This is a genomic window from Glycomyces sp. MUSA5-2, assembly GCF_037034145.1.
Classification (GTDB): Bacteria; Actinomycetota; Actinomycetes; order Mycobacteriales; family Micromonosporaceae; genus Glycomyces; species Glycomyces artemisiae.
In genome coordinates, this window is record NZ_JBAGKG010000003.1 from 667,402 (window position 1) to 685,856 (window position 18,455).

The 18,455-nt window shown below is 71.5% G+C and carries 15 protein-coding genes; 6 read left to right on the forward strand and 9 right to left on the reverse strand.

The features are described 5' to 3' along the window. Positions 1-32: 32 nt before the first annotated feature. Entirely contained in the window at positions 33-1,610 is a 1,578-nt protein-coding gene (locus WA640_RS13310; protein WP_335988175.1) for an alpha/beta hydrolase, read from the reverse strand. 418 nt (positions 1,611-2,028) lie between these two features. Between WA640_RS13310 and kdpF the strand changes: the two genes are divergently transcribed. From kdpF to WA640_RS13330, 4 genes are read left to right on the forward strand one after another with little or no spacing between them, the layout of a single operon-like run. Next, entirely contained in the window at positions 2,029-2,118 is a 90-nt protein-coding gene (kdpF, locus tag WA640_RS13315; RefSeq protein WP_106365640.1) for a K(+)-transporting ATPase subunit F, read from the forward strand. Further along, the gene (gene kdpA / locus WA640_RS13320) at positions 2,118-3,779 is read left to right on the forward strand and encodes a potassium-transporting ATPase subunit KdpA (RefSeq protein ID WP_335988176.1); all 1,662 of its coding nucleotides are present in this window, start codon (positions 2,118-2,120) and stop codon (positions 3,777-3,779) included. The genes kdpF and kdpA overlap by 1 nt, the downstream gene beginning before the upstream one ends. 12 nt (positions 3,780-3,791) lie before the next feature. Further along, positions 3,792-5,930 carry a potassium-transporting ATPase subunit KdpB gene (kdpB, locus tag WA640_RS13325; protein ID WP_335988178.1) on the forward strand — a complete coding sequence of 713 codons (2,139 nt, stop codon included), beginning with the start codon at positions 3,792-3,794 and terminating at the stop codon, positions 5,928-5,930. Beyond that, positions 5,930-6,853: a potassium-transporting ATPase subunit C gene (locus tag WA640_RS13330; protein WP_335988179.1), complete on the forward strand. Its 924-nt coding sequence runs from the start codon at positions 5,930-5,932 to the stop codon at positions 6,851-6,853. Before kdpB ends, WA640_RS13330 begins: the two co-directional genes overlap by 1 nt. Positions 6,854-6,910: 57 nt before the next feature. Here WA640_RS13330 and WA640_RS13335 read toward each other — a convergent pair whose 3' ends face one another. From WA640_RS13335 to WA640_RS13355, 5 genes are all read right to left on the reverse strand, one after another. Beyond that, positions 6,911-8,182, reverse strand: a complete 1,272-nt coding sequence (locus WA640_RS13335; protein ID WP_106365636.1) for a glycoside hydrolase family 16 protein — start codon at positions 8,180-8,182, stop codon at positions 6,911-6,913. Between the two features lie 165 nt (positions 8,183-8,347). Further along, positions 8,348-9,241 (reverse strand): carbohydrate ABC transporter permease, encoded by an 894-nt coding sequence (locus WA640_RS13340; RefSeq protein WP_335988180.1) that lies wholly within the window; start codon positions 9,239-9,241, stop codon positions 8,348-8,350. After that, the gene (locus WA640_RS13345) at positions 9,241-10,209 is read right to left on the reverse strand and encodes a carbohydrate ABC transporter permease (RefSeq protein WP_335988181.1); all 969 of its coding nucleotides are present in this window, start codon (positions 10,207-10,209) and stop codon (positions 9,241-9,243) included. The genes WA640_RS13340 and WA640_RS13345 overlap by 1 nt, the downstream gene beginning before the upstream one ends. Positions 10,210-10,225: 16 nt before the next feature. Then, positions 10,226-11,575: an ABC transporter substrate-binding protein gene (locus tag WA640_RS13350; RefSeq protein ID WP_335988184.1), complete on the reverse strand. Its 1,350-nt coding sequence runs from the start codon at positions 11,573-11,575 to the stop codon at positions 10,226-10,228. 42 nt (positions 11,576-11,617) lie between these two features. Beyond that, positions 11,618-13,255, reverse strand: coding sequence for a glycoside hydrolase family 13 protein (locus WA640_RS13355; RefSeq protein ID WP_335988185.1), 1,638 nt, complete (start codon positions 13,253-13,255; stop codon positions 11,618-11,620). A gap of 209 nt (positions 13,256-13,464) precedes the next feature. On the opposite strand from WA640_RS13355, the gene WA640_RS13360 reads away from it, so the two are divergent. Together WA640_RS13360 and WA640_RS13365 are read left to right on the forward strand one after the other, a co-directional pair. Next, positions 13,465-14,484, forward strand: coding sequence for a LacI family DNA-binding transcriptional regulator (locus WA640_RS13360; protein WP_335988186.1), 1,020 nt, complete (start codon positions 13,465-13,467; stop codon positions 14,482-14,484). 37 nt (positions 14,485-14,521) lie between these two features. Next, the gene (locus tag WA640_RS13365; protein WP_335988188.1) at positions 14,522-14,974 is read left to right on the forward strand and encodes a globin domain-containing protein; all 453 of its coding nucleotides are present in this window, start codon (positions 14,522-14,524) and stop codon (positions 14,972-14,974) included. Between the two features lie 42 nt (positions 14,975-15,016). Here the strand turns inward: WA640_RS13365 and WA640_RS13370 are convergent, their stop codons facing one another. The 3 genes from WA640_RS13370 to WA640_RS13380 are packed head-to-tail and all read right to left on the reverse strand — an operon-like array spanning position 15,017 to position 18,428. Next, positions 15,017-16,369, reverse strand: a complete 1,353-nt coding sequence (locus WA640_RS13370; protein ID WP_335988189.1) for a GH1 family beta-glucosidase — start codon at positions 16,367-16,369, stop codon at positions 15,017-15,019. A 14-nt stretch (positions 16,370-16,383) separates the two neighbouring features. Next, positions 16,384-17,448, reverse strand: a complete 1,065-nt coding sequence (locus tag WA640_RS13375; protein WP_335988190.1) for a carbohydrate ABC transporter permease — start codon at positions 17,446-17,448, stop codon at positions 16,384-16,386. Beyond that, the gene (locus WA640_RS13380; RefSeq protein ID WP_335988192.1) at positions 17,445-18,428 is read right to left on the reverse strand and encodes a carbohydrate ABC transporter permease; all 984 of its coding nucleotides are present in this window, start codon (positions 18,426-18,428) and stop codon (positions 17,445-17,447) included. Before WA640_RS13380 ends, WA640_RS13375 begins: the two co-directional genes overlap by 4 nt. Positions 18,429-18,455: the final 27 nt, after the last annotated feature.

Here is an 18,455-nt window from a genome sequence, read left to right on the forward strand (position 1 = left end):
AGGCCGCTCCACAGTGTAGCGGCGATCGGGGTTCAGCCGAGTTCCTGCGGGCAGCGCAGGTCCTGCTGGGGCACGGTGAGGCCGGTCAGGTAGGCCGTGATCGGCGCGTCGACGCACTCGTGGCCGAGGGCGTACGCGGTGTGCCCGGAGCCCTCGTAGGTGACCAGGACAGCGTCGTCGAGGTCCTCGGCGAGGGACTGGGCCCACGCGTACGGGGTCGCCGGGTCGCCGGTGTTGCCGACCAGGACGGTGGTCGCGGCGCCGCGGCCGTCGACCTTCGAGGGGTTCGGCTCGTCGGCGGGCCAGGTCGCGCACGGCAGGTAGCTCCAGGAGATCCCGGCGCCGAACAGCGCGGAGTTCCCGTAGGCGGCCTCGGCGGAGCTGCGGTAGGCGCCGAAGTGGCCGGGGTTGTCGCGGTCGGCGCACTGGACGCCGTAGAAGTCGGCGTCGGAGTCCCGCTGCGGCAGCGGGATCGGGGGGATGCGGGCCGCGCCGCCCGCGCCTCCGGCGAGGTCCTGGAGGTCCTGCACGAACTGCTCCAGCGTCCCCGAGGCGGCCCCGGCGAGGACCGTTTCGAGTGCGGGCCATTTGGCTTCGGAGTAGAGGCTCTGGGCGACCATGTCGAGCATGTCGGCGACGGTGAGCTCCCCGCCGACGCGCTCCTGCGCCCGCGTGAGGATCGCGGTCAGCTCAGTGTCGGCGGTGTCGGCGGAGGTGAGCGGGCAGCCGTCGAGGGTGAGGCAGTACGCGGCGAAGTCGCGCCACGCGGTCTGGAACCCGGTGGCCTGGCCCTCGGCGACGTCGAGCACCGACCCGGAGGTGCGCATGACCCCGTCGAGGACCATCGCGCGGACCTTGTGCGGGTAGAGGTACAGGTACATCTGCCCGATGTAGGTGCCGTACGAGTAGCCGAGGTAGGTGAGCTGGTCGTCGCCGAGCGCGGCGCGCATGACCTCCAGGTCGCGGGCGACGTTCATGGTCCCGATGTTGTCGAGGAACAGCGGGTCCTCCTCCTGGGCGCACTCGCCGGAGAAGTCCTGGGCGCCGGTCTTGAGCGCCTCGGTCTGGGCGTCGGTGATCGCGGCGGGGTCGGCGGTGTACACGTCGGTGACGGCCGCGTCGAACGCGTCCTCGGAGCCGCACGCCAGGTCGGCGCTCTGGCCGACGCCGCGCGGGTCGAAGCCGACGACGTCGAAGGCCGCGGTGACCGCGTCGGGCAGGAACGGGTGCTGCGCCAGCTCGATGCCCGAGCCGCCGGGGCCGCCCGGGTTGACCAGGAGGGAGCCCGTGCGGTCGGCGCTGGTCGCCGGGTGGCGGACCATCGCCAGGCGCACCTGGAGCCCGCCGGGGTCCTCGTAGTCGACCGGGACGCGGATCGAACCGCATTCGAGGGCCTCGGCCCACGCCGTCGCCACCGCGTCCAGCTCCTCGCCTTGGAACATCGCCTGGAGGTCGCACTCGCCCCAGTCGACGCCCGTGACGCGCTCCTGGACGTCCGCGACGCCCGCCCGCGCCTTCGACGAGCCGTTCCCCGCGTAGTCGGCGCCGCAGGCCGCCAGCGCGGCGCACGCGAGGACGGCAAGGGCGGCGGGCACGGCGGTGCGCCTCATGTGGACTCCCTCGGGACGCGGGGCGCGCGGTTCGCCGCGGCCGTCCGGCCCGGTCGCATGGCAGGAAACCGGATCGGGCGGCCGCGGCAGGCGCCGATGCAGGCGACTCTACGGCCCCGGTTTCCGGATTGGGGGCGTTTGGCGTGATGGGATCCGAATGGGGGGTCTGCGCCGGGGCTGTCAGCGTCTCGTCAAGAAGCGGGGCGGCGGCATAGCGAAGGCGTCAGGTCCTCTGTGCAAACGGTGCGGCCGGGCGTTGACTCGGATCCGCCGGGTGCGCGTTCCCCCGCTCCGGCGGCGCGGCACCGGCCGCGCCCCCTCCTGAGAAGAAGGATCCCATGCCCGATCTTGCCTTTCTGGCGCTGACTGCGGTGTGCTTCATCGCCCTCGGCCTCCTGGTGAAGGCGGTGGAGAAGCTGTGAGCGCCGTCAACGCCATCGGCCTCGTCCTCGCCGTGCTGCTGGGTGTCTTCCTGGTGGTCGCGCTGCTGAAACCGGAGCGGTTCTGATGAGCGCCACGACCGCCGGGGTCGTCTTCATCGCGGCGATGCTCGTCGCGCTCGCCGCGACCTACCGGCCGCTGGGCGACTACATCTACCGGGTCGTCACCCGCGAGCGCCATTTCACAGTGGAGCGCGGGATCTACCGGGTCATCGGGGCGCGGCCGGGCACGGAGCAGAACTGGGCCGGGTACGCCAAGAGCGTGCTCGCGTTCTCGGCCGTGAGCATCTTCTTCCTGTACGGGTTCCTGCGGCTCCAGGAGTACCTGCCGCTGAGCCTGGGCTTCCCGGGCGTCGACCCGTACGTCTCGTGGAACACCGCCGTCAGCTTCACGACGAACACGAACTGGCAGGCGTACTCGGGCGAGTCCACGATGGGCCACCTCGTGCAGGCCGGCGGGCTCGCGGTGCAGAACTTCGTGTCCGCGGCCGTGGGCATCGCGGTGGCGGTGGCGCTGGTGCGCGGGTTCGCGCGCGAGGCCACCGACAAGCTCGGGAACTTCTGGGTGGACCTGACCCGGATCACGCTGTGGGTACTGCTGCCGATCGCCACGCTCGGCGCCGTCGCGCTGGTCGTCGGCGGCGTGGTGCAGAACTTCACCGACGTGGCGCAGGCGGCCACGGCCGCGGGCGACACGCAGTCGATCACCGGCGGCGCGGTCGCGAGCCAGGAGGCCATCAAGGACCTGGGGACGAACGGCGGCGGGTTCTACAACGCGAACTCGGCGCACCCGTTCGAGAACCCCACGTCGTGGACGAACTTCATCGAGATCTACCTGCTGCTGGCGATCCCGGTGTCGATGCCGCGCGTGTTCGGGCGGATCGTCGGCGACGACCGGCAGGGGTACGCGATCGTCGCGGTCATGGGCGTGCTCGCCCTGGCGTCGGTGACCGCCGTGTTCGGGTTCGAGGCCATGGCGAACGGCACCGTGCCGCAGGCCGTCGCGGCCGCCATGGAGGGCAAGGAGGTCCGGTTCGGCGCCGGCGATTCGAGCCTGTTCGCGGCGGCGACGACGCTGACGTCGACGGGGTCGGTGAACTCGTTCCACGACTCGTTCACATCGCTGGGCGGCGGGACGCTGATCCTGAACATGATGCTCGGCGAGATCGCGCCCGGCGGGGTCGGCTCGGGCCTGTACGGGATGCTCGTGCTCGCGGTCATCACCGTGTTCGTGGCCGGGCTGATGGTGGGCCGGACCCCCGAGTACCTCGGCAAGAAGATCGGGGCGCGGGAGATCAAGCTCGCCAGCCTGTACTTCCTGGTGACGCCGACGCTGCTGCTGGCGGGGCTCGCGCTGTCGTTCGCGGTGCCGTCGAACCTGGACTCGATGCAGGAGGCGGGGCCGCACGGGCTCTCGGAGATGCTGTACGCGTTCACGTCGGCGTCGAACAACAACGGGTCGGCGTTCGCGGGCTTCGGCGCCAACACGCCGTGGTTCAACACGGCGCTGGGCCTGTGCATGCTGTTCGGCCGGTTCGTGCCGATCATCCTGGTGCTGGCGCTGGCCGGGTCGTTCGCGCGGCAGCGGCCGGTCCCGGCGACGGCGGGCACGCTGCCCACGCACAAGCCGCTGTTCGTCGGCATGGTCGCGGGCGTGACGCTGGTGCTCGTCGCGCTGACCTTCCTTCCCGTCCTCGCCCTCGGCCCGCTGGCCGAAGGGCTGCAATAGGAGATGCCCGCAATGTCTGCAATGACCACTGTGGCGCCGAAGGTCCGGGGCGGTCTGCTCGACCCCGGGCAGTGGGTGAAGTCCGCCCCGTCGGCACTGCGCAAACTGGACCCGCGCCTGATGTGGCGCAACCCGGTCATGTTCATCGTCGAGATCGGGGCCGTGTTCACCACGGTGCTCGCGGTCGCCGACCCGGGCGTGTTCGCGTGGACGATCACCGTGTGGCTGTGGCTGACGGTGCTGTTCGCGAACGCGGCCGAGGCGATCGCCGAGGGCCGCGGCAAGGCGCAGGCCGACAGCCTGCGCAAGGCCAAGACCGACACGGTCGCACGGAAGCTCGCGAAGCAGGATCCCGCGATCGACTCCCCGAAGGTGGCGACCGTGGAGGTGCCCGCGCCGGAGCTGGTGCGCGGCGACTACGTGCTGGTGGAGGCGGGCCAGACGATCCCCGGGGACGGCGACGTCGTCACCGGCATCGCCAGCGTGGACGAGTCGGCGATCACCGGCGAGTCCGCGCCCGTGATCCGCGAGTCCGGCGGCGACCGGTGCGCGGTCATGGGCGGCACGAAGGTCCTCTCGGACTGGATCGTCGTCAAGATCACCGCCGAGCCCGGGAAGTCGTTCCTGGACCGCATGATCGCGCTCGTGGAGGGCTCGGAGCGGCGCAAGACGCCCAACGAGATCGCCCTGAACATCCTCCTGTCGGCGATGACGATCATCTTCCTGCTGGCCGTGGTCACGATGCAGCCGGTCGCGATCTACTCCAAGGACTTCATGGCGGCGGCCCCGGACTCGGCGGTCATCGACGGGAACGGCGTCACCGGGATCGTCCTTGTGTCGCTCCTGGTGTGCCTCATCCCCACCACGATCGGGGCGCTGCTGTCCGCGATCGGCATCGCGGGCATGGACCGGCTCGTGCAGCGCAACGTCCTCGCCATGTCCGGGCGGGCCGTCGAGGCCGCGGGCGACGTGGACACGCTGCTGCTGGACAAGACCGGCACGATCACGTACGGCAACCGCCGCGCCTCCCAGTTCCTGCCGGTGCCGGGCGTGGCGGGCAACCGCCTCGCCGACGCCGCGCAACTCTCCAGCCTCGCCGACGAGACCCCCGAGGGCCGCTCGATCGTGGTGTACGCCAAGGAGGCCCACGGGCTGCGCGAGCGCCACACCGGGGAGCTCGCGCACGCCGAGTGGATCGAGTTCACCGCCCAGACCCGCATGTCCGGTGTGGACCTGGCCGAGGACGCCGGGGTCCACCGCATCCGCAAGGGCGCGGCCGCGCAGGTCGTGGACTGGGTGCGCGCCTCCGGCGGCGACCCCGACCCGCACGTCGGTGAACTCGTGGACCGGGTCTCGGGCGAGGGCGGCACGCCGCTCGTGGTCGCCGAGCACCGCGACGGCGGGGCCGCGCAGGTCCTCGGCGTGATCTACCTGAAGGACGTCGTCAAGGAGGACATGGCCGAGCGCTTCGCGCGCCTGCGCGCCATGGGCATCCGCACCGTCATGGTCACCGGCGACAACCCGCGCACCGCGAAAGCCATCGCGGCCGAGGCGGGCGTCGACGACTTCCTCGCCGAGGCCAAGCCCGAGGACAAGATGGCGCTCATCAAGCGCGAGCAGGACGCCGGGCGCATGGTCGCCATGACCGGCGACGGCACCAACGACGCGCCCGCGCTCGCCGCCGCCGACGTAGGCGTCGCGATGAACTCGGGGACGTCCGCGGCCAAGGAGGCCGGGAACATGGTCGACCTCGACTCGGACCCGACCAAGCTCATCGAGATCGTCGCCATCGGCAAGCAGCTCCTGATGACCCGCGGCGCGCTGACGACGTTCTCCATCGCCAACGACATCGCGAAGTACTTCGCGATCATCCCGGCGATCTTCGCCGTGATCTACCCGGGCCTCGACGCGCTCAACCTGATGCGCCTGGCCAGCCCGGAGTCGGCGATCATCTCGGCGGTCGTGTTCAACGCGCTCGTCATCATCGCCCTGGTGCCCTTGGCGCTCAAGGGCGTCGCCTACAAGCCGGGGTCCGCGTCGGCGCTGCTGCGCCGCAACCTGTGGATCTACGGCCTCGGCGGCATCGTCACGCCGTTCATCGGCATCAAACTCATCGACCTGCTGGTCGCGCTCATTCCCGGAGTCGCATGATGGCTAGGCTTCCACGCTGGATCGCACACCACCTCGCCGCGCTGCGCGCGCTGCTGGTGCTCACCGCGGTCACCGGCATCGTCTATCCGCTCGCCGTTCTCGCGGTGGCGCAGCTCCCGGGCCTGAACGACAAGGCCGAGGGATCGCTGCTGTACGACGAGGCCGGGAACGTCGTCGGCTCCTCCCTCATCGGGCAGTCCTTCACGGATGAGGACGGGACCGCGCTCCTGGAGTACTTCCAGTCGCGCCCCTCGATGGCGGTCGGCGAGAGCGGCGACTACGACCCGCTCGTCTCCGGCGCTTCGAACCTCGGGCCCGAGGACGTCGTGGACGCCCTCCCCGACCCCGCACTGGGCTGGGACGGCGACGAGAACGCCGCCAAGAGCCTGCTCACGCAGGTGTGCGAGCGGTCGTTCGCGGTCGGCCAGCGCGAGGGCGTGGACGGGTCGCGGCCGTACTGCACCGACTCCGGCGACTCGGCGGTCGGCGCGGTCCTGGGGGTCTACTACTCGGAAGGCACCTCGGGCGACGTGGTCCGGGCCGTGAGCCTGAACGAGGAGTGCGGCGCCGTCGAGGCGCCGTTCCTCGCCGAGTACGAAGGCGTGCAGGTCGAATGCGCCGAGTACGGCGAGGACCACGCCGCGGCGGTGATCGTGCCGGTGGAGGGGGACGCGCCCGCCGACCCGGCCGTTCCCGCCGACGCGGTCACGGCCTCCGGGTCCGGCCTCGACCCGCACATCTCCCCCGCGTACGCCGAGCTTCAGACCGCGCGCGTCGCCGCCGAGCGCGGCGTGGGCGAGGCGGACGTGGCGGCGCTGGTCGATGAGTACACGACCGGCCGGTTCCTCGGGTTCATGGGCGACCCGGCGGTGAACGTCGTCGAGCTCAACCTCGCGCTCGACGAGCGGTACCCCGTCTCCTAGGGGGACGGGTATGGGCCGGAGGGAACGCGGATCCCCTCCGGCCCTTCTCGTGTCAGGTCAGCGGAACCACTTCTGGGCGGCGTTGCCGCTGCACGTCACGATCTGGAGGTTCGTGCCGTCGGCGGAGTTCGCCCATGGGACGTCGAGGCATTTGTTCGCCTGTGGATTGACGATGTCGTTCGCGGTGGAGAACGCCCACTGCTGGGCGCCGGTGCCGTTGCACGTCCACAGCTGGACCGGTGTCCCGTCGCCGGTGGCGCCGCCCTTGACGTCGAGGCACTTGCCGAGCGCGCGGAGGGTGCCGTCGCCGGGGGTGGTCCACTTCTGGGCGTTGGTGCCGTTGCAGGTGTACAGCTGCACGGGGGTGCCGTCGGCGGTCCCGGAGCCCTCCACGTCGAGGCACTTGCCGGCCAGGCCGGTGATCGCGCCGCCCGAGGAGGCCGCGCCGGAGTAGACGCGCACGTAGTCGATCTTCATCGTCTGCGGGAACTGCGTCGAGCCGTCGGGGTAGCCGGGCCAGTTGCCGCCCACGGCGACGTTGAGCAGCAGGAAGAACGGGTGGTCGAAGACCCATTCGTTGCCGCCGATGTCCGCGGCGGTCTTGGTCTGGTAGGTGGTGCCGTCGACCGACCAGGAGATCGAGGTCGGGGTCCAGTTGACGGCGAAGGTGTGGAAGCCGTTCGCGAACGGCTCCCCGATCGTGTAGGTGCCGCCGGGGCCGGCGCCGCCGGAGTAGCCGGGGCCGTGGATGGTGCCGTGCACCGAGTTCGGTTCGAAGCCGACGTTCTCCATGACGTCGATCTCGCCGGACTGGGGCCAGCCGACCGAGCCGATGTCGTCGCCGAGCATCCAGAACGCGGGCCAGATGCCCTGGCCGCGCGGGATCTGGATGCGGGCCTCGAAGGTGCCGTACGCCTGCGTGAACTTGCCCTGGGTGAGCAGTCGCGCCGAGGTGTACTGGCAGGTGCCGTACCAGCACTGGTAGCCCGCGGGGTTCTCCTTGCGGGCGGTGATGACCATGTTGCCGTTGCCGTCGTGGGCGGCGTTCGACGTCGAGTTGGTGTAGTACTGGTGCTCGTTGTTGCCCCAGCCGCCGCCTCCGGTGTCGAAGTTCCACTTCGAGGAGTTCGGGGCGGTGCCCGCGGCGGCGTTGAACTCGTCGCTCCAGGTCAGCGCCTGGGCCGAGACCTGCTCTTGGATCTGGGGCTCGTAGGTCTCGGAGGCGCCCGCGGCGACGATGCCGACCGTGGCTGCCGCGGTCGCGGCGACGACGGCGGTGGCGATCGCGAGGGCCCTGCGGATGGGTCTGCGGACTCGGGGTGGTCTCACGGAGGCGTCCTCTCGTTCCGTGGAGGAGAGCGCGTCACGGCGGGGCTACGCTGAGAGAGCGCTCTCTGTAAATATTCCTGTCTTTTTAGCATTGGGATAGACCATTGTCAATAGTGCAAGCCGGGCACATAGGGTGAGGGCGGGAGGTACTCCCCCGCCCTCACGTCAGCCCTTGACGGCGCCGCCGAGCCCGGCGCTGGACAGGAACAGGCGCTGGAACACCAGGAACAGCGCGATCGGGATGAGCGAGGAGATCGCCAGCGCCGCGAGGAACACGTCGAGCTCCACGAACTGCTGGAGCGCGGGCAGGCGCACCGACAGCGGCTGGAGGGCCGGGTCGGGGAGGACGAGCATCGGCCACAGGAAGTCCTTCCAGGACGCGATGACCGCGAAGACCGAGACGACGCCGATGACCGGGCGGGACATGGGCAGCACGATCGACCAGAACAGCCGGTAGGGACCGGCGCCGTCCACGCGGGCCGCTTCGAAGACCTCCCTGGGGAGGTTCGCGAAGAACCGCTGCATGAGCAGGACGTTGAAGGCGTTGGCCCCGGCGGGGAGCCACACGGCCCAGAACGTGTTCAGCATCGAGGTGCCCACGACGGGCGGGTCGAGGATCGTCAGGTACAGCGGGACGAGGAGGACCACGCTGGGCACGAACAGGGTCGCCAGGACCGCACCGGAGAGGTAGCGGCCCAGGCGGGGGCGCAGGACGGCGAGGGCGTAGCCGCCGGTGGCGGCAACGAGGAGCTGCACGGCCCAGGACCCGGCGGCGAGCGCGATCGTGTTGAAGAAGTACTTGTCGATCTCGACGCGGGTCCAGGCCTCGGCGAGGTTGGCGAGGTCGATGCCGTTGGGCCACAGGGCCATCGGGTGGCGGAGCGTGTCCTGGGTGGGGGTGACGGCGGCCTTGGCGAGCCACAGCATCGGGCCGAGTCCGGCGACGGCGAGGATCACGAGCAGCAGGCCGTGGAGGATGCGGGTGGACCAGCGGACGCTGGCGCGCTTGCGGTCGGTGGGGGCGAGGAGGCCCCGGTCGGTGGTCGTCTGGGCCGCCATCAGCTGCTCCATTTCCTGGTGAGGCGGAAGTACAGCATGGAGAACGCGGCGAGGACCACGGCGAGCATGAGGCTGAGCGCGGCGGCGGCGCCGTAGTCGCCGCCGAGGGAGTTGGTGAACGCGTACCGGTAGATGAGCAGCAGCAGCGTCAGGGTCCGGTTGGCGGGGCCGCCGTCGGTGAACAGGAACGGCTCCAGGAAGACCTGCGCGGTGCCGATGATCTGGAGGATGAACGTGATGAGCAGGACGCCGCGCAGCTGCGGGAGGGTGATGTGCCAGAGCTTGCGCCACACGCCCGCGCCGTCGATCTCGGCGGCCTCGTAGAGGCTCGGGTCGACGCCGACGAGCGCGGCGAGGTAGATGATGACGGTGCCGCCCGCGGCGGCCCAGGTGGCTTCGAGGACCAGGGAGGGCATGACGACGTCGGCGTCCTGGAGCCAGGCGACGGGGCCGAGGCCGAACCAGCCGAGGATGGTGTTGAAGACGCCGTCCTCGCCTGCGTCGTAGAACAGCTTCCACAGCAGGACGGCCACGACGGGCGGGACGACCACGGGCAGGTAGGCGAGGGCCGAGAACAGGCCGCGGGCCTTGCGGACCTCGCTCATGAGGACCGCGGCCACCAGCGGCACGGGGTAGCCGAAGAGGAGGGCCAGCAGCGCGAAGTACCCGGTGTTCTGGATCGCGGTCCACAGCTGTGGGTCGGCGAAGACCTGCTGGAAGTTCGCGAAGCCGACGAAGACGGGGTCGGTGACGAGGTTGGTGCGCTGGAAGCTCATGACGACGGCGCGTCCGATGGGGAGCCAGGAGAACACCCCGAAGACGATGAGCATGGGCGCCAGGAAGACGAGCGTGTGGAGCCCGGAGCGGGCGCGGGCGAGGCGGGCGCGCGGTCGGCCCGGCCGGGCCGCACGGGGCGGCCCGGCCTGGTGTCCCGCGACACCTGCGGTGCGGGTGTCGGTGGTGGTCATGTTCGGTGCCTTCGGGTTACGCGGCGGCGTCCATGGCGGCCTGGGCGTCGGCCTGGGCGGTCGCCAGGAGCGCGTCGATGTCGGCGCCCTCGTCGGTGAGGACGGACTGGACGACGGTGTCGAGGACGGCGTAGACCTCCTGGGTGGCGGTCACGGGCTCGTTGACGAGCGGCTGGGCGAACACCTGGGAGGTGTAGGGCGCCATCTGGTCGACAGGCACGTTCACGTACTCGGCGATCCAGGACTGCTGCTCGTCGTAGGTGGCCTGGTCGAACACGGGCAGCTCGGGGGCGCCGACGGGCTGGCCGGTCTCGGCCTTCACCTCGGCGTCGGCGACGGCCGCGGCCTGGTCGGTGAGCTTCTCCATGTAGTAGAAGTCGATCCAGGCGACCGCGGCCTCCTGCTCGGCGGGCTCGGCGTTCGGGCTGACGGCGGCGAGGGTGCCGCCGCCGAGGACCCCGGCGTCGGGCGCGTCGGCGAGCGGGAGGACGGTCAGGCCGTAGTCGTCGGGGTTGAGGCCGTTCTGGGTGAACAGGTTCCCGTAGTTGCCGCCGCCGGAGACGTACATGCCGATGCGGCCCGCGGCGAAGTCCTGGTTGATGCCCGCCCAGTCGTACTGGAGGGTGTCGCCCATGGAGTCGTCGTCCCAGCGCATGGCCTGGAGCTGGGCGAGGGCCTCGCGCATCTGCGGGGTGTCGATGGTGGCGGTCCCGGCGTCCTCGGTACGCCCGCCGAGGGCGTCGACGACGGTGGTGAGGATCCATCCGCCGGTGTTGCCGTTGGTCATCGTCGCGTACCCGGCCTCGCCGGTGGCGTCGCTGATGGCCTTGGCGGCGGCGCGGACCTCGTCCCAGGTGGTCGGCGGGGCGTCGGGGTCGAGCCCGGCCGCCTCGAAGAGGGTCCGGTTGTAGTGGAGCCCTTGGCCGTAGGCGGCGATCGGGATCGCCCACAGGTTCCCGTCGGCGTCCTCCCCCGCGGCGGCGATGTTCGGGTTGAACGCGTCGCGGTAGGGCAGTTCGGCGGTGTACGCGGAGATGTCGGCGATCTGGCCGCGCTCGATGAGGCCGCGCCCGTCGGTGAAGGGGATGGAGAACACGTCGGGGAGGGTGCCGCCCGCGAGCTGGGCGGTGAAGGTCCCGGCGGTCCAGGTGTACTCCTGGGTCTCCACGTCGATGTCGGGGTTGGCGTCCTCGAACTGCTCGACGCGGGCGTTGAACGCGTCGATGGCGGCCTGTTCGAGCCCGGCGTCGATGGTGACGGTGATGTGGGTCTTGCCGTCGTCGGGGCCGTCGTCCGAGCAGGCCGCGAGGCCCAGGGCGGCGAGGGCGGCCGCGGTGACGGCTGCGGCGGTGCGAGAGGTAAGCATCATTGCTCCTTGTCGGTTCCTTTGTGATGGAGGGGTTTCGGTTCAGACCCGCAGCCACGCGGCGGCGTCGCCGGGCAGGCGGCCGCCGTCGAGAGGGGCGCTGGCGAGCAGCACTCCCTTGTGGGCGGGCAGGTCGATCGGGTCGTCGCCGAAGTTGACGACGCACTGGAGGTCGGCGCCTCTGGTGAAGGCGAGGACTCCGGGTGCGGCGTCGGCCCAGGCGAAGTCCGGGCCCCGGAGGGCGGGTTCGGTGCGGCGCAGGCGGATCGCTGCGCGGTAGAGGTGCAGGAAGGAGTCCGGGTCGGCCTCCTGGAGGGCCGCGGCGTGCGCGCCCCATCCGGCGGGCTGGGGCATCCAGGCGGGGGTGCCGGTGGTGTTGAAGCCGTAGGTGGGGCCGTCGGGGGTCCACGGGAGGGGGACGCGGCAGCCGTCGCGGCCGGGGTCGACGCCGCCGGAGCGGAAGTGCATGGGGTCCTCGCGGGCGCCCTCGGGGAGGTCCTCGACTTCGGGGAGGCCGAGTTCGTCGCCCTGGTAGATGTAGAGGACACCGGGCAGGGCGGCGGTGAGCAGGGCGGCGGCGCGGGCCCGGCGGGCGCCGAGCGCGAGGTCGGTGGGGGTGCCGAACCGCTTGGCGGCGAAGGAGAACGAGGAGTCCTCGCGGCCGTACCGGGTGACCGGGCGGGTGACGTCGTGGTTGGACAGGACCCAGGTCGGGGGCGCAGTGACGGCGGCGTGGGCGGCGAAGGTGGACGCGATCGAGTCGCGGATCGCGCCGGCCTCCCAGGGCCGGGACATGAAGTCGAAGTTGAAGGCCGTGTGCATCTCGTCGTCGCGCAGGTAGCGGACGAACCGCTCGGTGTCCTCAAGCCAGACCTCGCCGACGAGGAGGCGGGGCTCGTCGTAGGAGTCGGCGATCTTGCGCCAGCGGCGGTAGACGTCGTGGACCTCGTCGCGGTCGTTGTGCGGGTGCTCGCCGGGCCCGTGGTGCTCGGCCAGGTCGGGCAGGTCGGGGTCCTTGGCGAGCATCGCGGCCGAGTCGATGCGCACGCCCGCGACGCCGCGGTCGTACCAGAACCGCAGGACCGCCTCGTGCTCGGCGGCGACGTCGGGGTGGTTCCAGTTGAGGTCGGGCTGCTCGGGGGTGAACAGGTGCAGGTACCACTGTCCGGGGGTCCCGTCGGGGCCGGTCGTGCGGGTCCAGGTCTCGCCCGCGAAGCTGGAGACCCAGTTGGTGGGGAGGCCGTCGCCGTGCTCGCCTTTGCCGTCGCGGAACCAGAACCGGTCGCGGGCCGGGTCGCCGGGGGCCGCGGCCAGGGCCTCCTGGAACCAGGGGTGCTGCGCGGAGATGTGGTTGGGGACGACGTCGACGATGGTGCGGATGCCGAGCGCGAGGGCGGCGGCGATGAGGGCCTCGGCGTCGGCGAGGGTCCCGAACGCGGGGTCGATCTCGCGGTAGTCGGCGACGTCGTAGCCGCCGTCGGCCTGCGGCGAGCGGTACCAGGGGGTGAACCAGAGCGCGTCGACGCCGAGCGCGGCGAGGTAAGGCAGGCGCTCGCGCACCCCGGCGAGGTCGCCGGTGCCGTCGCCGTCGGCGTCCGCGAAGCTGCGCGGGTAGACCTGGTAGATCACCGCGTTGCGCCACCACTCGGGGGCGGCGCCGGGCTGCTGCGACTCGTGCAAGGTGGGTCCGTTCCGTGGGTCGGTGGCGCTGTGGGTCGGATCGCCGTCGGGGCGCGCTCGGGCGCACTGAAGGCAGGGGTCGGTACGCGGTGGAAGCCCAGCACATGCTAGGTTTAGCGCTATACCTTGGTCGGTAGCGTAGACGACGGGTGTCAGACTTGTCAACGGCGGGGGTGCGGTAACCGCTCGCCCGATGGAGAGGAGCCCCCTTGGGCGTCACGCTGAAGGACATCGCGGCGGAGGCCGGCGTCAGCCTCATGACCGTGTCCAACGTGGTCAACGGCAAGCAGGCGAGGGTCTCGGCGGCCACGCGCGAGCGGATCATGCGCATCGTTAAGGACCGCGGGTACGTCCCCTCGGCGTCGGCGCGCAGCCTCGCCGCGAAGTCCTCGCGGCTCGTCGGCCTGCTCGTGCCCGCCGTCGGCGAGTCGAGCCTGACGATCGACCCGCACACCGTCGAGGTCGTCGGCATGCTGGAGCGCGAGCTGCGCCGCCTCGACTACCACCTCATGCTCCGCGGGATCTCCCGCCGCGGCGAGATCACCGAGGCCCTCCGGTCCTGGAACCTCGACGGCGCGGTCCTCTTGGGCTTCAACGACGTCGAGATCGACCGGCTCGATGCCGCCGACGTCGGGGACGTCGCCATGGTCGCCATGGACTCCTACTCGGCGAATCCCCTCGCGATGGAGGTCCGCTCCGACGACTTCGGCGGCGCCGTCCTCGCCACCCGGCACCTCGCGAGCCTGGGGCACCGGCGGATCGCCTTCGCCGGTCCCGCGTTCGCCGACACCGGCGTCGTCCACCAGCGCTTCGAGGGGTACCGGCAGGTCCTGGAGGAGCACGGGATCGCGTTCGACCCGGCCCTGGTGTCCGAAGTGGAGACCACGCACGCGGGCGGCTTCGCGTACGGGCGGCGCCTCGCCGCCGAGCGCCCCGATGTGACCGCGGTGTTCACCACCGCCGACATCCTCGCGATCGGCCTCATCGAAGGGCTCGCGGCCGCAGGCAGGTCGGTGCCCCGGGACGTGTCCGTCGTCGGCTACGACAACGCCGACCTCGCCGCGCTGGTGACCCCGAAACTGACCACTGTGGCCCAGGACCTGCCGGGGAAGGCCGCCGAAGCCGTGCGGCTCATGATGGACCGCCTCGCGGGCGGGCCGCGCCCCGAGCGGGCCGTGTCCCTGGACGTGGCGCTCATCGAGCGGGGCACCGCCGGTCCCCCGCCGTAGCGCCCCGGATGTCGGTGCCCCGTGGCAGGCTGGGGGCATGGACCGGACCGTGTACGAGGCCGCCGGCGGGGCCGCGGCCATGCTCGCGCTCGCCCGCGCCTGGCACCGCCGGTGCCTCCAGGACGAGCTCACCGCCCACCCGTTCAGCCACCCCGGACAGCACCCGCAGCACTTGGAGCGCCTGGCCGCGTACTGGGGCGAGCAGCTCGGCGGGCCCGCCGCCTACACCGGGGACCTCGGCGACCACAGCGGCGTACTGCGCATGCACTCGGGCAACGGCGCCCACCCCGAGCTCGACGAGGCCGCCCAGGCCTGCTTCGCGCTGGCGCTGGACGACGCGGGCCTCCCGCCGGACCCGCGGCTGCGGGCGTCCCTGCGGGACTGGTTCCGGTGGGCGACAGCGCTGATGGGATCTCATCCCGACGACGCCGGGGCGGTCGAGGCCGGTCTGGCGCTGCCGAAGTGGGGCTGGGCCGGGCCCGAGGCGTGAGCCCGGCCCGCGGCGCCCGGCAAGGGCCGCGGGCCGGGAGTTCTACGCGCTGTAGAGGGACGCGCCGTTCGAGGCGATGACGCCCCGGTACCACTCGGCGCTGCGCTTGGGCGTGCGCCGCTGCGTGTCGTAGTCGACGCGCACGAGTCCGAAGCGCTTCGAGTAGCCCTCGGCCCACTCGAAATTGTCGAGCAGGGACCACACGAAGTAGCCGCGGAGGTTCACGCCCTGCTCGATCGCGCGCCCGGCCGCGCGCATGTACCCCTCCAGGTAGGCGACGCGGTCGGCGTCGTCGACCGAGCCGTCGGCGGCCACGGCGTCCTCGAAGGACGCGCCCGACTCGGTGATGTAGACCGGCAGGCCGGTGTACTCGTCGGACAGGCGCGCCAGGACCCGGCGCAGGCTCTCGGGGTGGATCTCCCAGCCGAACCCGGTGACCGGGTTGGCCGGGGGCAGGGCCCGGTTGCCCAGGTGCGCGTCGTCGGGGTCGGCCTCGACGACGAACCGGTGGTAGTGGTTGACGCCCACGAAGTCCAGGGGCGCGGCGATCGTCTCCATGTCCCCCGGCCGCACCGCGTCGAACGCGCCGGTGGGCGCGAAGTGGGCGAGCATGTCCTCGGGGTAGGCGCCGCGGAACAGCGGGTCGAGGAACAGGCGGTTGCCGCCGCCGTCGGAGAGGCGCGCGGCGCGCACGTCCTCGGGCCGGTCCGAGGCGGCCTCGATGTCGGTCATGATGACCGCCGAGCCGATCTTCCCCGCGGGGGCGTGCTCGCGGAGGGCCGCGACGGCGAGGCCGTGGGCGAGGTTGAGGTGGTGGGCCGCGCGCAGCGCCGCGGTCCGGTCCTGGCGGCCCGGAGCGTGGACGCCGGCGTGGTAGCCGAGGAACGCCGCGCACCACGCCTCGTTGACCGGGATCCACTCGTCGACGAGGTCTCCCAGCGCCCGGGCGGTGCGGGCCGCGTAGTCGCCGAAGCGTTCGGCCGTGGCGCGCTCGGGCCAGCCGCCCTCGTCTTCGAGGACCTGCGGGAGGTCCCAGTGGTAGAGGGTGACCGCCGAGCGGATGCCCTTGTCCCGCAGGTCGGCCAGGAGCTCGCGGTAGAACGCGACCGCCGCGGGGTTGAGGTCGCCGCGCCCGGACGGCTGGAGGCGCGACCACGACACCGAGAGGCGGTAGGCGTTCAGGCCCACGTCGGCGGCGATGGCGGTGTCCTCGCGCCAGCGGTGGTAGTGGTCGCAGGCGGTGTCGCCGGTGTCACCGTGCTTGACCTTGCCGGGGGTCGCCGCGAACGTGTCCCAGATGGACGGCCCGCGGCCGCCCTCGGCGGCGGCGCCCTCGATCTGGTAGGCGGCGGTCGAGGCGCCCCACAGGAAGCCGTCGGGGAAGGGACTGGTCATGGTGTGCTCCTTGGTTACTTGTCGACGCCGGTGACGACGATGCCCTGGACGAAGACCCGCTGGGCCGCGAGGAAGATCGCGACGGGCAGGGCCAGCGCCAGGAGCGAGGCGGCGAGGATGAGGTGGGGCTCGGAGTTGTAGACGCCGCTGAAGTAGCTCAGGCCCACGCCGATGGGGACGATGTCGCGGTTCCCGGCGAGGTAGAGCAGCGGCTCGAAGAAGTCGTTCCAGGCGTAGAAGAAGTGGAAGAGGCTCACGGCCGTCAGCGCGGGGATCGACTGCGGGACGATGACGCGCAGGAACGTGCGGATCGGTCCGGCGCCGTCGATGCGGGCGGCCTCTTCGAGCTCCCTGGGGATCGTCAGGAAGTACTGGCGCAGCAGGAACACGTTGAAGGCGTTGGCGAACAGCTGCGGGACGATGAGCGGCAGGTAGGTGCCGACCCAGCCCATCTGGAGGAACACCGCGTACTTGGGGACGAGGGTGACCGCCGGGGGCAGCAGGATCGTGGCCATGAGGAGGCCGAAGAGGAGGCCGCGGCCGGGGAAGCGGAATCGCGCGAAGCCGTAGGCGACCCAGGCGGAGGAGGCCACGGTGAAGGCCATGGTCACCAGGGCGTACATGAGGGTCCAGCCGGTGAGGCGCAGGAACGAGATGGTGTTCCACGCTTCGGTGAAGTTGCCCCACTGCGGGTCGAGGCCGGTGACGCGGTCGAGGGTGCGCCAGCGGCCGTCCCATTCGATCGGGCCCGCGTCGGGGTCGTCGGGGTCGATGAAGACGCTGGACTCGCGGCCGGGCTCGATGAGGGCGAGGTCGCGGGTCGAGCCGTCGGGCATGGGGACGGCGTAGACGTCGTGGGTCTCGCCTTCGTAGTCGAAGGTGAGGGCGGAGACGGGAAGGACGCCGGTGTCGGGGTCGGAGACGCCGTCCTTGTCCTTGAGGGACGTGGCGATGCCGTAGCCCAGGGGCATGAGGAACACCGCGGCGAGCAGGAGCGCGCCGAGGGTGGTGCAGAGGGTGAGGAGGGTGCCGCGGCGCCTGCGGCGCAGGGCGTTCTCGGTGGGCTGCGTCGTGGTCACGAGCGCTCCGTTCCGTAGTGGACCCAGTAGCGGGAGGTGCCGAAGAGGACGCCCGTGAGGACGGCGACGACGATGAAGATGATCCAGGCGAGGGCGGCGCCGTAGCCCATGTCGCCGAAGACGAACGCCTGCTGGTAGAAGTTCACGAGCAGGAAGCGGCTGGCGCCGTCGGGGCGGCCGGTGGCGCCGAAGAGGACCCAGGGGACGACGAAGTACTGGAGGATCGCGACCGAGTCGATCACGAGGTTGAAGAAGATGATCGGGGACAGCAGCGGGAGGGTGACGCTGCGCAGGCGCCGCCACCAGCCGGCGCCGTCGATCTCGGCGGCCTCGTACAGCTCGGTGGGGATGCCCTGGAGTCCGGCGAGGTTGACGACCATGGACTTGCCGATGCCCCACAGGCCGATGAAGCTGAACGCGAAGAGCACCAGGACCGGGTTGTCGAACCAGCGGATGCCGTCGGTGCCGGTGGCGTGGACGCCGGTGAGGCCGATGAGCCGGTTGACCCAGCCCGTCTGGGGGTTGAGGACCTGCTGCCAGATGAGGACGCCGGCGACGAGCGGGATCATCGAGGGCGCGTAGAACAGCAGCCGGAAGAACGCGGTGGCGCGCAGGTGCTTGGAGTTGAGCAGGAGCGCCAGCGCGAGGGCGACGACCATGCTCAGGGGCAGGAACAGGACCGTGAAGCGGAACGTGGCCGCGAGGGAGGTCCACGTGTCGGGGTCGGCGAGGGCGCGTTCCCAGTTGGAGGTGCCGGCGAAGGTGGTGGCGCCGGGGTCGGTGAGCTGGAAGTCCAGGGTGGAGAAGACGAGGGAGGCGCCGATGGGGACGGCCGAGAAGAGCAGGAAGCCGAGGATCCAGGGGCTGATGAAGAAGTAGCCCCAGCGGGCTTCGCGGCGCTGCATCGGCCCGGCGGGCCGGGTGGGGCGGCCGCCGCGCCGCCGCCGCGCGGTGGGGACCGCGTCGGTGAGACCGGACATGGGTGGTGGGCCTTTCGGAAGGCGGAG